Origin of the sequence: Modestobacter sp. VKM Ac-2983 (assembly GCF_026967885.1) — a bacterium.
Classification (GTDB): Bacteria; Actinomycetota; Actinomycetes; order Mycobacteriales; family Geodermatophilaceae; genus Modestobacter.
Genome location: NZ_JAPVBK010000002.1, coordinates 196,766 through 210,060 on the forward strand (window position 1 = coordinate 196,766; position 13,295 = coordinate 210,060).

The 13,295-nt window shown below is 71.9% G+C and carries 12 protein-coding genes; 11 read left to right on the plus strand and 1 reads right to left on the minus strand.

The features are described from left to right. Positions 1 to 56 precede the first annotated feature (56 nt). Genes O2W18_RS07385 through O2W18_RS07395 form a run of 3 tightly spaced genes read left to right on the plus strand, consistent with a single transcriptional unit; the run spans position 57 to position 2,778 of the window. On the plus strand, positions 57 to 866 hold the full coding sequence (locus O2W18_RS07385) for an ABC transporter ATP-binding protein (RefSeq protein ID WP_269186903.1): 810 nt from the start codon (positions 57 to 59) through the stop codon (positions 864 to 866). Continuing rightward, positions 863 to 1,759, plus strand: coding sequence for an ABC transporter permease (locus O2W18_RS07390; RefSeq protein WP_269186904.1), 897 nt, complete (start codon positions 863 to 865; stop codon positions 1,757 to 1,759). Before O2W18_RS07385 ends, O2W18_RS07390 begins: the two co-directional genes overlap by 4 nt. After that, positions 1,756 to 2,778 carry an ABC transporter substrate-binding protein gene (locus tag O2W18_RS07395; RefSeq protein WP_269186905.1) on the plus strand — a complete coding sequence of 341 codons (1,023 nt, stop codon included), beginning with the start codon at positions 1,756 to 1,758 and terminating at the stop codon, positions 2,776 to 2,778. The genes O2W18_RS07390 and O2W18_RS07395 overlap by 4 nt, the downstream gene beginning before the upstream one ends. A 96-nt stretch (positions 2,779 to 2,874) precedes the next feature. Here O2W18_RS07395 and O2W18_RS07400 read toward each other — a convergent pair whose 3' ends face one another. Continuing rightward, complete coding sequence (locus O2W18_RS07400; protein ID WP_269186906.1) at positions 2,875 to 4,086, minus strand: M20 metallopeptidase family protein; 1,212 nt, start codon at positions 4,084 to 4,086, stop codon at positions 2,875 to 2,877. 91 nt (positions 4,087 to 4,177) lie between these two features. Here O2W18_RS07400 and O2W18_RS07405 point away from each other — a divergent pair, with 91 nt between their 5' ends. From O2W18_RS07405 to O2W18_RS07440, 8 genes are all read left to right on the plus strand, one after another. Further along, positions 4,178 to 5,200, plus strand: coding sequence for an Lrp/AsnC family transcriptional regulator (locus O2W18_RS07405; protein WP_269186907.1), 1,023 nt, complete (start codon positions 4,178 to 4,180; stop codon positions 5,198 to 5,200). Positions 5,201 to 5,335: 135 nt separating this feature from the next. Next, the gene (locus O2W18_RS07410) at positions 5,336 to 6,379 is read left to right on the plus strand and encodes an ABC transporter ATP-binding protein (protein WP_269186908.1); all 1,044 of its coding nucleotides are present in this window, start codon (positions 5,336 to 5,338) and stop codon (positions 6,377 to 6,379) included. Further along, positions 6,376 to 7,452 carry an ABC transporter ATP-binding protein gene (locus O2W18_RS07415; RefSeq protein ID WP_269186909.1) on the plus strand — a complete coding sequence of 359 codons (1,077 nt, stop codon included), beginning with the start codon at positions 6,376 to 6,378 and terminating at the stop codon, positions 7,450 to 7,452. The genes O2W18_RS07410 and O2W18_RS07415 overlap by 4 nt, the downstream gene beginning before the upstream one ends. A 151-nt stretch (positions 7,453 to 7,603) precedes the next feature. Then, positions 7,604 to 9,151: an ABC transporter substrate-binding protein gene (locus tag O2W18_RS07420; protein ID WP_269186910.1), complete on the plus strand. Its 1,548-nt coding sequence runs from the start codon at positions 7,604 to 7,606 to the stop codon at positions 9,149 to 9,151. Positions 9,152 to 9,245: 94 nt separating this feature from the next. Beyond that, positions 9,246 to 10,172: an ABC transporter permease gene (locus O2W18_RS07425; protein ID WP_269186911.1), complete on the plus strand. Its 927-nt coding sequence runs from the start codon at positions 9,246 to 9,248 to the stop codon at positions 10,170 to 10,172. Between the two features lie 30 nt (positions 10,173 to 10,202). After that, entirely contained in the window at positions 10,203 to 11,048 is an 846-nt protein-coding gene (locus O2W18_RS07430) for an ABC transporter permease (protein ID WP_269186912.1), read from the plus strand. Positions 11,049 to 11,056: 8 nt separating this feature from the next. Then, complete coding sequence (locus tag O2W18_RS07435) at positions 11,057 to 12,022, plus strand: threonine/serine dehydratase (protein WP_269186913.1); 966 nt, start codon at positions 11,057 to 11,059, stop codon at positions 12,020 to 12,022. A gap of 14 nt (positions 12,023 to 12,036) precedes the next feature. Next, positions 12,037 to 13,269 carry a metal-dependent hydrolase family protein gene (locus O2W18_RS07440; RefSeq protein WP_269186914.1) on the plus strand — a complete coding sequence of 411 codons (1,233 nt, stop codon included), beginning with the start codon at positions 12,037 to 12,039 and terminating at the stop codon, positions 13,267 to 13,269. The last annotated feature ends 26 nt before the right edge of the window (positions 13,270 to 13,295 follow it).

Below are 13,295 nucleotides of genomic sequence, written 5' to 3' on the forward strand. Positions count from 1 at the left end.
GGCGGCGGAACGGGCCAGGCACCATCACCCCGCCAGACCCGCACAGAGGAGCAGTCATGACCCAGACGACGACGACGTCGGCCGACGTCGGCCGCCCCGCGTTCACCACCCGCGGCGTCTCCAAGGCGTTCGTGGGCCGGCACGGCAACGTCCACGCGCTCAGCGACATCAACCTGGACTTCCGTACCGGCTCGTTCACCTGCATCGTCGGCCCGTCCGGCTGTGGGAAGTCCACGCTGTTGCGGATCCTCGGCGGGCTGGAGACGCCGACCTCCGGTGAGGTGACCGACCACCTCGAGGCCGGCGCGGTGCCCAAGTCGGCCTTCGTCTTCCAGGAGCACGGTGTGTTCCCGTGGCTCAACGTGCTGCAGAACGTGGCCTTCGGCGAGCACATGGCCAACGTCGGCAAGAAGGAGCGCGAAGAGCACGCCCGGCACTGGATCGCCGAGGTGGGCCTGACCGGCTTCGAGCAGGCCTACCCGCATCAGCTCTCCGGCGGCATGCGGCAGCGCATCGCCATCGCCCGGGCCTTCGCCACCGGCTCACCCTCGCTGCTGATGGACGAGCCGCTCGGCGCGCTGGACGCGCAGACCCGGATGCTCATGCAGGAGCTGCTGGTGCGGCTGTGGGAAGCCGAGCGCAAGACCGTCGTGCTCGTCACCCACGCGATCGAGGAGGCCCTGCTGCTGGGCGACCAGATCGTGATGATGTCGGCCCGCCCCGGGCGGGTGAAGGAGGTCATCGACGTCCCGTTCAGCCGACCGCGGGACGTCGCCATCGAGGGCACCTCCGAGTTCGCCCAGGCCCGGCAGTCCATCTGGGAGTCGCTCCGCGACGAGGTCCAGCTCTCTGTGAGGTACGCATGACCACCACCACGCCCCGTCCCGTCGGTGCCTCCGCGGTGGCCGACCCGAACGCCGCGGGAGCCGCCGAGCTCGACCGGGCGATGCAGCGGGACTTCCGCCGGGAACGGCGGCTCAAGGCCCGCGACCTGCTGCTGGCGGTGCTCACGCCGATCGCCCTGCTGGTGCTCTGGGAGATCGCCGCCCGCACCGGCGTCCTGGACGCCCGGCTGTTCACGCCGCCGACCCAGATCGCCCAGCGCGGCTGGGAGATGCTGCTCAGCGGTGAGCTGTGGACGCACACCGTCGCCACGGTCGGCCGGCTGGTCGCCGGGTTGGTGCTGGGCTCGGTGTTCGGGGTCCTCGCCGGCCTGCTGATGGGCGTCTGGCGCCCACTGCGCGCCGCCCTCGGGCCGACGTTCACCGCGCTCTACGCGCTGCCCAAGATCGCCATCCTCCCGTTGCTGTTGCTGGTCTTCGGGCTCACCGAGACGCCGAAGGTGCTGTCGGTCGCGATCTCGGTGTTCTTCGTCGTGCAGATCAACACCCTCGCCGGCATCGTCCAGATCGACGCGCGGATCATCGAGGCCGCCCGCGCCTACCGGGCCAGCGGCTGGAAGCTGTTCCGCTACGTCCTGCTGCCCGGCGCGCTGCCCAGCATCATGACCGGCCTGCGCGTCTCGGCGGGCATGGCGGTCATCGTCATCACCGCCGTCGAGTTCGTCGCGTCCAACGACGGCCTGGGCTACCTGATCTGGAACTCCTGGCAGCTCTTCCAGCCGGAGAAGATGTTCGTCGGCCTCATCGCCGTCTCCCTCCTCGGTGCGATCGCCACCGGTCTGATCATCCTGCTCGAGAAGGCGCTGCTCCCCTGGAAGCACGCTGGCGGGTCCAAGAGAAAGGCAACGAAGCCATGAGGAACACCAAGCTGCTCGCGCTCACCGCGACCGTCGGGATCGCACTGACCGCCTGCTCGTCGGGGGAAGCCGACACCGACACCGATGCCGCGGCCGGCGGCGAGGGTGGTGAGCTGCAGACGGTCGACGTCGGGTACGTGCAGCTGCCGATCTTCGCTCCGCTGTACGTCGCCGACGCCAAGGGCTACTTCGCCGACGAGGGCATCGACATCAACCTGCAGACGGTGAAGTCGGGTCAGGACGCCGTGCCGCTGGCGTCGGCCGGTCAGCTCGACGTCGTCGCCGCCGGCTTCTCCGCGGGCATGTTCTCCGCCATCCAGAGCGGGCTGAACGTCAAGGTGGTGGGCTCGATGGGCGTCTCGGACGGCAGTGCGGAGTCGCCCACCGACCTGGTCGCCGCCACCTCGCTCGTCGAGTCCGGCGAGGTCACCGACGCCGGCGACCTGGCCGGCCGGGAGATCGGCGCGGCCGGTGGTGCGGGTGGTACCGGTGCCTACCTGCTGGCCCTCGCACTGGAGGAGGAGGGGCTGTCGCTCGAGGACGTCAACCTGGTCAACCTCGGCAACCCGGACATGCCGACCGCTGTGGCCAACGGCAGCATCGCTGCCGGGCTGATCAGTGCCCCGTTCTCCACGATGGCCATCGAGGACGGCACCGGCACGTCGCTGTGGGTGCCGCCGTCGGGCACCTCGGGCACCGGTGTGATCTACGGCGAGGAGTTCGCCGAGTCCGACCTGGCCCAGCCGTTCTTCGACGCGCTCGCGCGCGCCGCCAAGGACCTCCAGGGCGAGGACCGGTACTCCGAGGAGAACCTCGGGATCATCGGGGAGGCGACCGGGCAGACCGCCGAGGAGGTCGCCGCCGTGCCGCTCTACACCTGGCTGCCCGACCTGGCCCCGCTGCCCGACCAGCTCACCGCCATGGAGCGGATCTGGATGCAGGGTGGCGCACTGGAGTACGAGGAGGCGCTGCCGGAGAGCGACTACGTCGACGCCTCGTTCTCCGAGGCCGCCGAGTAGCAGCGGTCGGCCGGAGCAGCGCCGGCCGGCCACAGACAGACGTACGCCCCGCCCTGGGTCGACCGGGGGCGGGGCGTACGTCTGTCTGCGGTCCGGTCAGGCGGCCGCGTCGCGCGCCAGCGCCCGCACCGCCAGCTCGGCGTGCAGCAGCGCGCCGTCGGCGAGCACCTCGTCGCTGAACTGCGCCCGCGGGCTGTGGTTGTTGGGGGCGGCGGCGTGGTCCTCACCCACCGCGGCGCCGAGGAACAGGTAGCAGCCGGGCACCTCCGCCAGCACCCGGGAGAAGTCCTCGGACCCCGACTGCGGGAACACCTTCGGCGCGTACCGCTCGTCGCCGAAGACCTCCTGGGCGACCCCGGCGGCGAACGCCGTGTGCGTCGGGTCGTTGACCGTCACCGGGTACTCCTCCAGGTACAGCGCCTCGGCCTCCAGGCCGTAGCCGGCCGCCACCGACTCGCACAGCCGCACCGAGGCCACCCGCATCCGCTCCCGGGCCTCGGCGGAGAAGGTGCGCACGGTGGCCTGGAACGTCGCCTCGTCGGGGATGATGTTGCGCTTCGTCCCGCCGGCGAACAGGCCGACGGTGAGCACCACCGGGTCGAAGACGTCGAACTGCCGGGTGACCATCGTCTGCAGGTCGCCGATCAGCTGCGCGGCCACCGAGATCGGGTCGCGGGCCAGGTGCGGGGCCGAGCCGTGCCCGCCGCTCCCGCGCACGGTCACCCGCAGCTCGTCGCTGGCCGCCATCAGCGTGCCCGGGCGGGTGGTGAACTCCCCGCGGGGGCTCATCGCCGACATCACGTGCATCCCGTAGGCCGAGGTGACCCGCGACCCGGCGGCGTCCAGCACGCCCTCGCGCAGCATGTGCCCGGCGCCGTCCCAGCCCTCCTCGCCCGGCTGGAACATCAGGACGACGTCCCCGGCGAGGGACTCCCGGTGTGCGCTCAGCAGCCGCGCGGCGCCGACCAGCATCGCGGTGTGCAGGTCGTGCCCGCAGGCGTGCATCGTGCCGTCGACCTCGCTGGTGAACTCCACCCCGGTCTGCTCCTGCACCGGGAGGGCGTCCATGTCACCGCGCAGCAGCACCGCGGGACCGGGCCGGCCACCGCGCAGCACCGCCGTCACCGACGTCAGCCCGGCGCCCGTGCTGACCTCCAGGCCGAGGCCGTCCAGGGCGGTGAGCACGGTCTCCTGCGTCCAGGGCAGCTGCAGCCCCACCTCGGGCCGCCGGTGCAGCGCGTGCCGCAGCTGCACCAGCTCATCCTGCATCGCACGGGCGTCCTCGCGCAGCGCGCCTGACCGGATCACGTGCCCTCCTTCGGATCGGTGGGCGGGACGTTAGGAGTTCCGCACGTTCTCCGACAGGATTTGCAGTCATCCGTCACGAGAGGTGCCTGAAGTGACCCGATCGGTTGTGCTGGACGAGGACGACCTGGCTCTCGTCGAGGCGTTGCAGCGCGACCCGCGGGCCCCGTGGACCGAGGTCGCGGCGATGGTCGGCACCAACGCGGTCACCGCGTCCCGGCGGTGGGAGCGGCTGCGCGCCACCGGCGCCGCCTGGGTCACCGGCACCCCCGGCCCGGGGTCGCACCACGCGCAGGTGCTCGCCTACGTCGACGTGACCTGCCTGCCGAGTGAGAAGACCCGGGTCGCCAGCGAGCTCGCCGGTGATGCGCACGCCCTCTCGGTGGACATCACCGCCGGCGGCCGGGACCTGATGCTTACCGTGGCCGCCGTCGACCTGCCCACCCTCGGGCGCTACCTGCTGGAGCGGCTGGACCGGGTGCCCGGGGTCACCGGCACCCGTGCGCGGATCGCCACCCGGCTCTACGCCGAGGGCAGCACCTGGCGCCTCGGCGTGCTGCCGTCGACCGGAAGCAGCGGCGGGCCACCGCACCTCACCCGCCCGACCGTGCTCGACGACGTCGACCGGGAGCTGATGTCGGCGCTGGGGGAGGACGGCCGGGCGTCCTACGCCGCGCTCGCCGCAGCGACCGGCATCAGCCAGCCGACCGCGCGCCGCCGGGTCGACCGGCTGATCAGCTCCGGCGCGGTGCTGATGCGGACCGAGGTGGCCGCACCGCTGGCCGGGCTGCCGGTGATGGTCGTGCTGTCGGCCGACGCCCCGGCCGGGCGGCTCGACGACGCCGCCGCCCGGCTGGGCCGGCTGCGCCAGGTGCGGCTGTCCACGACGCTCGCGGGCACGCCCAGCCTGCTCGTCGTCGCCTGGCTCGCCTCGCTGGAGGAGGTGCACCGCTTCGAGCAGGAGCTGGCCCACGTGGTGCCCGACGTCGTCGTGGTCGATCGGCTGGTGGTGCTGCGGGCGGTCAAGCGGATGGGCCACCTGCTCGACGTCGAGGGGTGCGCGACCGGCACGGTGCGGATGGACGTCTGGTCCGATCCGGTGCCCGGCGGGCGCTAGTCTCCCCTCCGACCACACCGAGTGTGAGGCCGGTCACACGGAGCGCATGGACTCACCGTCGTGACACGGTCGTCACCCAAATCCCGTCACAGTGACCTAGCTTTCATCCACTGATCGGTCGAGGAGGCGCTGTTTGTGAGCAGTCCTGTTCTCTCCATCCGGGGCCTGACGACGGAATTCGTCACCCCCGCCGGCGTCGTGCGGGCCGTCAACGACGTCAGCTGGGACCTGTTCCCCGGCGAGACCCTCGGCGTGGTCGGTGAGTCCGGCTCCGGCAAGAGCGTCACGGCGATGTCGATCCTCGGCCTGATCCAGAGCCCGCCGGGGCGGATCACCGCGGGCGAGATCCTCTTCGAGGGCCGCGACCTGCTGACCATGCCGGTCAAGGAGCTGCGCCGGCTGCGCGGCAGCGAGATCGGGATGATCTTCCAGGACCCGATGACCAGCCTGAACCCGGTGCTGACCGTCGGTGCGCAGATCTCCGAGGCGCTCCGGCTGCACGACAAGAAGATGAGCAAGGACGCCGCCCGCACCCGGGCGGTGGAGCTGCTGACGATGGTCGGCGTGCCCAACCCCGAGGGCCGCGTCGACCAGTACCCGCACGAGCACTCCGGCGGCATGCGCCAGCGGGCGATGATCGCCATGGCGATCGCCAACGACCCGAAGGTGCTCATCGCCGACGAGCCCACCACCGCCCTGGACGTGACGATCCAGGCCCAGGTGCTCGACGTGCTGAAGACGGCGAAGGAGCGCACCAACGCCGCCACCATCCTCATCACCCACGACCTGGGCCTGATCGCCGAGCACGCCGACCGGGTCGTGGTCATGTACGGCGGCAAGGTGGTCGAGGTCGCCGACGTCTTCTCGATCTTCGCCGCACCCCGGCACCCGTACACGCTCGGCCTGATGAGCAGCCTGCCCCGGCTGGACGTCGACCTGGCCCGGCTGGACCCGATCCCCGGCGCGCCGCCGAACCTCATCGACCTGCCGCCCGGGTGCTCCTTCCACCCGCGCTGCCGGGTCTCCAAGGGGCGCGAGCGCTGCCGCACCGAGGTGCCGCCGCTCTACGACACCGGCGACGGCGCGCGTGCCGCCTGCCACTTCACCGAGGAGGTCCCCGCCGAGATGGCCGTCGTGTACCGCGAGATGGGCGCCCGGCTGGGGAGCGGCGGCGCATGAGCTCCGTCGCCATGCCGTCGAGAGGCGCTGCCCAGGAGCAGACCGGCGAGCGTGCGGACCTGCACACCCGCGCCGCGCACGGCACCGAGATCCTCCGGGTCACCGACCTCAAGACCCACTTCCCGATCCGCGGCGGGGTCACCCGGCGCCAGGTCGGCACGGTCTACGCCGTCGACGGCGTGAGCTTCACGCTCACCGCGGGGGAGACCCTCGGCCTGGTCGGGGAGTCCGGCTGCGGGAAGACCACCACCGGCCGCACCCTGGTCAAGCTGCTGGAGTCGACGTCGGGCTCGGTGCACTTCAAGGGCGTGGACATCACCGGCTTCGGCCGGGCGCAGATGAAGGCGGTCCGCCGGGAGATGCAGTTCGTCTTCCAGGACCCCTACACCTCGCTGAACCCGCGGATGACGGTGCGCGGCATCGTCGCCGAGCCGCTGCAGATCCACGGCCTGGCCTCCGGCAGCGAGCTGCGCGCCAAGGTCGACGACCTGCTGGAGTCGGTGGGGCTCAGCGCCGAGCAGGCCAGCCGGTACCCGCACGAGTTCTCCGGCGGGCAGCGGCAGCGGATCGGCATCGCCCGGGCGCTGGCGCTGGACCCGCAGGTGCTGGTGCTCGACGAGCCGGTCTCGGCCCTGGACGTCTCCATCCAGGCCCAGGTGGTCAACCTGCTCCAGGAGCTGCAGGACCGGCTCGGCCTGGCCTACGTCTTCATCGCCCACGACCTGTCGGTGGTGCGGCACATCTCCACCCGGGTCGCGGTGATGTACCTGGGCAAGATCGTGGAGATCGGTGACCGGGCCGACATCTACGCCCGCCCCACGCACCCCTACACGCAGGCGCTGCTGTCGGCGGTGCCGATCCCGGACCCGACCAAGCGCGGCAGCCGGGAACGGATGATCCTCACCGGCGACGTGCCCAGCCCGGCGAACCCGCCGTCGGGCTGCAACTTCCGCACCCGCTGCCCCAAGGCCCAGCAGATCTGCGCCGAGGAGGAGCCGGCGCTGATCGACCGCGCCGGCTCAGGCCACCCCAGCGCCTGCCACTTCGCCGAGGTCAAGCCGGTGATCGCGTGACCGGCCCGGCCTCGCTCCCGGCCCCGTCGCCCCCAGCCCCGTCGTCGCCGACGACACCGTCCCACCGTCCGTCCCGTTGTGTGCCACCTCGTCAGAGCGGAAGCCGATGAACACGACCCGAGCACGACGCAGCCCCTCCCGGATCAGGTCCATGGCCGCCGTCGCGGCTCTGGGCCTGCTGATCAGCGCCTGCAGTGTCAGCGACCCGGAAGCGCCCGCAGCCGACGGGGAGGGCGGTGACTCCACCTTCTCCATCGCCGTGGGCATCGACCCCGACACCTTCGACCCGGCCGGACAGACCACGACGACCGTCTCCAACATGGTCGACTACGTGGTCGAGACGCTCGTGGAGATCAACGACGAGAACGAGATCGAAGGGCTGCTCGCCGAGTCCTACGAGGTCTCCGAGGACGGCCAGACGATCACCTTCGAGCTGCGCGAGGGCGTGACGTTCCACGACGGGACGCCGTTCGATGCAGAGGCCGTCGTCTACAACCTCGAGCGGATCACCGACCCGGAGCTGACCGTGCCGCAGGGCGCGGCCTTCGCGGCCTTCGAGTCGGCCACCGCGGTCGACGAGAACACCGTCGAGATCCAGCTCAGCCAGCCCTCGCCCGGCTTCGTGAGCGCACTGTCGGCGACGGTGGCCGGGATCATCTCCCCGACCTCGGTCGACGCGGAGGGCAACAGCTACCAGGAGTACACCCGGCCGGTCGGCACCGGCCCGTACGTCTTCGACGAGTACACCGCCGGGGAGAGCGTCACCGTCACCAAGTACGACGACTACTGGGGCGAGGAGCCGTACTACGAGACGGTCGTCTTCCGGGTGGTCCCCGAGGCGGCGACCCGGGAGAGCCTGCTGCTCGCCGGCCAGGTCGACATGATCATCCTGCCGCCGGTCTCCGACATCGAGTCGCTGCAGGCCAACGACGACGTCGAGGTGCTGCTGGCCGAGAGCGACCGCACGATCTTCATCGCGCTGGACAACACCGACCCGGTGATGCAGGACCCGCGGGTGCGTCAGGCGCTGAACTACGCGGTCGACAAGCAGGCGATCATCGACAACGTCCTGTTCGGCGCGGCCGAGGTGCTCGATGCGCCGATGGCTCCCAGCCTGTTCGGCTACTGCGAGACCGGCTCCTACGAGTACGACCCGGAGCGGGCCCGGCAGCTGCTGGAGGAGGCCGGGGCGGTCGGGGCGAGCATCGAGCTGCTGACCCCCAGCGGCCGGTACGTGCAGGACGCCCAGGCGGCCGAGGCGATCGCCGGCTACCTGCGTGAGGCCGGGCTGGACGTCACCGTCTCCACCAGTGACTTCCCGTCGTTCCTCGCCCGGGTGAACGCGCCGGTCACGGAGAACACACCGGAGGCGCACCTGCTCGGCTGGGCCCCGGCCTACCTGGACGCCGACTTCCAGATGCAGATGTTCCGCGAGGCCACTCACCCGCCGTCGGGCCTGGCGACGTCGTTCTACACCAACCCCGAGGTCGAGGAGCTGCTCGCCCAGGCGGACGTGGAGACCGACCCGGACACCCGTGAGCAGCTGTACTGCGACGCCTCGCAGATCATCTGGGACGACGCCCCGTGGATCTTCCTGTGGACCCAGTCGTTCCCGATCGTCTACGACGCGGACATCACCGGTGTGAGCGCCACCCCGGTCGAGAAGTTCGACGCCATGTACGCCCGGCCGGCGAACTGACCACCAACGGACGGCCGCCCCTGCCTTCCGGCAGGGGCGGCCACCGCCCGGCGGTGCACGCGAACCGCCGGTCCGGGTACGGGAGAGGACGGGGATGAAGGGCACCGCCGCGCACATCGTGCGCACCCTGCTGCTGTCGTTGATCACCCTCTTCGGGGTGTCGATCCTGATCTTCCTGATGCTGCGCGTGCTGCCCGGTGACCCCGCGCGGGTCCTCGCTGGGCTGAACGCCAGCGAGGACCAGGTCGCCCGGCTCCGGGCCGAGCTCGGGCTCGACGACTCCCTGCTGGCGCAGTACTGGTCGTTCATCACCGGCGTGCTCACCGGTGACCTGGGCACCTCGGCGCGCACCTCGGCGCCGGTGGCGACCGAGATCGGCGTCCGGCTGCCGGCGACGCTGCTCCTGGCGATCGTGGCCACGATCATCGGCACCATCGCCGGGGTCACCGCCGGGGTGGTCGCCGCGGTCCGCCGCAACTCGATGGTCGACCACGTGATCTCCAGCGTGGCGATGATGGGCGTGTCCATGCCGGTCTACTGGCTGGGCCTGCTGCTGATCCTGCTGTTCGCCGTCACCCTGGGCTGGCTGCCCGCCGCGGGCAGCGGAGAGCCGCTGAGCATCGTGCTGCCCGCGGTGACGCTGGCCGCCTTCTCCACGGCGCTGATCTCCCGGATGACCCGGGCCAGCATGCTGGAGGTGCTCGGCCAGGACTACGTCCGCACCGCCGAGGCCAAGGGCGCACCGCCGCTCACGGTGATCGTCCGGCACGGGCTGCGCAACGCGTTCATCCCGATCCTGACGGTGATCAGCCTGCAGTTCGGCGCCCTGCTCGGGGGCGCGGTGCTGACCGAGACGGTGTTCGGCTGGCCGGGCATCGGGCGGCTGCTGGTCGACTCGATCGGGGCCCGCGACTTCGCCGTCGTCCAGGGGATCGTCCTGGTCTACGCGGCGGCGTTCATCCTGCTCAACGTGATCGTCGACGTGCTCTACGTCGTCGTCGACCCGCGGATCCGGTACTGACGATGGGAGCCACGGCATGAGGGCCGCGTCATGAGGGCATGGGGCCGGTTCCGGCACCACACGCCGGCGATGATCGGGCTGGGCATCATCGTCACGTTCGTCGTGCTGGCGATCTTCGCCCCGCTGATCTCGCCCTACGACCCGAACGCGCAGGACCTGTCGGTCGCCATCCAGGGGCCGTCGGCCGAGCACTGGCTGGGCACCGACCAGCTGGGCCGGGACATCGCCACCCGGCTGATGTACGGCGCCCGGATCTCGCTGCTGATCGGCGTCCTGGCCGTCTCGATCGGCCTGGTCATCGGGGTGCCGCTGGGCATGATCGCCGGCTACTACGGCGGCTGGGCAGACCTGGCGATCTCCCGGTTCGCCGACATGATGTTCGCCTTCACCTCCATCCTGCTGGCGCTCACGCTGGTCGCCGTCCTGGGCGTCAGCCTGCAGAACGTGATCATCGCGGTCGGGATCAGCGTGATCCCGGTGATCATCCGGCTGGTGCGCTCCTCGGTGCTCAGCCTGCGCGAGGAGCCCTACGTCGAGGCGGCGCGGGCGCTGGGCGCCAGCAACCTGCGGATCATCACCCGGCACGTGTTCCGCAACTCGCTGACCCCGGTGCTGGTGCACGGCACGCTCAGCATCGGGGTGAGCATCCTGCTCGCCGCCGGTCTGGGCTTCCTCGGGCTGGGCGTGCAGTCACCCACCGCCGAGTGGGGCACGATGCTGGGGGAGGGGCGCCAGTTCATCTTCAGCGCCCCGCACCTGACGACGTTCCCCGGGATCGCGATCTTCCTGGCCATCCTCGCCTTCAACCTGCTCGGCGACGGCCTGCGCGACGCCCTGGACCCGCGGATGCGGACCGTCGACGGGCCGGCCGGATGACCGCGGGCGTGCAGACGACCGGCCCGGCCCTGGTGACCCTGGACGACATCCGTGCAGCGGCGGCGCGGCTCACCGACCGGGTGCACCGCACCCCGGTGCTGCGCTCCACCAGCCTCGGCGAGCTGTGGGGGGTGCGGCTGGACCTCAAGGCCGAGCTGTTCCAGCGGACCGGCAGCTTCAAGGCCCGCGGGGCGCTGAACAAGGTGCTGTCCCTGCCGCCCGACCAGCGCGCCCGCGGGGTGATCACGCTGTCGGCCGGCAACGCCGGGGCCGCCGTCGCCTACGCGGCGGCCAGCGTCGGGGTGCCGGGCACGGTGGTCATGCCGACGACCGCGGTGCCGGCGAAGATCGCCGCCTGCCGGGCGTACGGGGCCGACGTCGTCCTCACCGACGGCGACCTGCTGGACGTCTACACCGCCACCGTCGCCGAGACCGGCCGGGTGCCGGTCCACCCGTTCGACGACCCCGCGGTCGTCGCCGGTACCGGCACCGTCGGGCTGGAGATCGCCGAGGACGTGCCGGACGCCGAGGTGGTGCTGGTGCCGGTCGGTGGGGGCGGGCTGATCTCCGGGGTCGCCGCGGCGCTGGCCCGGCTGGCGCCCGGGGTCCGGGTGATCGGGGTCGAGCCGGAGACCGCCGACGTGATGACCCGCAGCCTGGCCGCTGGCGGGCCGGTGCGGCACCCCGCCGCCCGGAGCATCGCCGACGGCCTGGCCGCGCCGATGAGCGGGCAGGTCACCGTCGACCACGTGCAGGCCTTCGTCGAGCGGGTGGTGACGGTCAGCGACGAGGACATCCTGCGGGCCCTGCCGCTGGCGGTCTCCCGCACCAAGCTGCTGCTGGAGCCCTCGGCCGCCGCCCCGCTGGCGGCGCTGATGACCGGCGTGCTGGACCTGCCCGCCGGCACCCGGGTCGTCGCGATCGCCAGCGGCGGCAACGTCGACCTCGCGCTGTACGGGCGCTTGATCCTCTGACCGGAAGGCATCGCATGACCCCCGCCAGCTTCCTGCTCCGCAACGTCACCGTCGTCGACGGCACCGGCTCCGCACCCGTCCCCGGGCAGGCGCTGGTGGTCGAAGGCCGCCGGATCGCCTGGATCGGCCCGGTCACCGATGCGCCGAGCACCGCCCCGGAGAACGTCATCGACGGCGGCGGCCGCACCGTGCTGCCCGGACTGATCAACTGCCACGTGCACCTGACCGCCGACGGCGCCCCCGACCTGATGGCCCAGACCGCCGGCGACACGGTGCCGCTGGCCACCCTGCGCGCGGCCGCCGGGGCGGTGGAGACGCTGATGTCCGGCGTGACCACCGTGCGCGACTGCGGGGCGGCCGACGACGTGGTGGTCGAGCTGGCCAAGGCGATCGACCGCGGCCTGGTGCCGGGGCCGCGGGTCCAGGCGGCCGGTCGGGTGATCACCATGACCGGCGGGCACGGGCACTTCATCGGCCGGGAGGCCGACGGCCCCGACGAGGTGCGTAAGGCCACCCGCGCGGAGATCAAGGCCGGCGCAGCGGTGATCAAGGTGATGGCCACCGGCGGCGTGCTCACCCCGGGCGTGTCACCGACCCAGACCGCGCTGCTGCCCGAGGAGCTCGCGGTCGTCGCCCAGGAGGCGCACAACTCCGGCCGCCGGGTCACCACCCACGCCATCGGCCGGTCCGGCATCCACAACGCGCTGATCTCCGGCATCGACTCGATCGAGCACGGCTTCTACCTGGACGACGAGCTGCTGGACATCGCCGTCGCGCAGGGCACGTTCCTGGTCCCGACGATCCTCGCCGTCGACGGCATCATCCGGAACGGCATGGCCGCAGGCATCCCCGAGTGGGTGGTCGACAAGGCCGAGCGGGAGGCGGCCAAGCAGCGGGAGAGCTTCGCCGCCGCGGTCGCCTCGGGGATGAAGATCGCCGCCGGCACCGACGCCGGCACGCCGTTCAACCCGCACGGCGACCTGGCCCGCGAGCTCGCGCTGATGGTGCAGCACGGCCTGACGTCGATGCAGACGATCATCGCCGCCACCCGCGGGGCCGCCGAGAACCTCGGGCTGGCGCACGAGCTCGGCACGCTGGAGGTCGGCAAGCTGGCCGACCTGATCGTGGTCGACGGTGACCCGGTCGCCGACATCACCGCGACCGGCCGGGTGGTGCTGGTGGTCAAGGACGGCGTCGTCCACCGCGACGAGCTCCCCGACACCGGCCCCGCCGTCCCCACCGCCTGACCCGGTAGGGGCCAAAAGCGCGATCT

Excerpts from the sequence above, each read along its gene's own strand:
- O2W18_RS07440 (WP_269186914.1), top strand. The coding sequence starts at position 12,037 with ATGACCCCCGCCAGCTTCCTGCTCCGCAACGTCACCGTCGTCGACGGC.
- O2W18_RS07430 (WP_269186912.1), top strand. The coding sequence starts at position 10,203 with ATGAGGGCATGGGGCCGGTTCCGGCACCACACGCCGGCGATGATCGGG.
- O2W18_RS07395 (WP_269186905.1), top strand. The coding sequence starts at position 1,756 with ATGAGGAACACCAAGCTGCTCGCGCTCACCGCGACCGTCGGGATCGCA.
- O2W18_RS07420 (WP_269186910.1), top strand. The coding sequence starts at position 7,604 with ATGGCCGCCGTCGCGGCTCTGGGCCTGCTGATCAGCGCCTGCAGTGTC.
- O2W18_RS07415 (WP_269186909.1), top strand. The coding sequence starts at position 6,376 with ATGAGCTCCGTCGCCATGCCGTCGAGAGGCGCTGCCCAGGAGCAGACC.
- O2W18_RS07425 (WP_269186911.1), top strand. The coding sequence starts at position 9,246 with ATGAAGGGCACCGCCGCGCACATCGTGCGCACCCTGCTGCTGTCGTTG.
- O2W18_RS07390 (WP_269186904.1), top strand. The coding sequence starts at position 863 with ATGACCACCACCACGCCCCGTCCCGTCGGTGCCTCCGCGGTGGCCGAC.
- O2W18_RS07385 (WP_269186903.1), top strand. The coding sequence starts at position 57 with ATGACCCAGACGACGACGACGTCGGCCGACGTCGGCCGCCCCGCGTTC.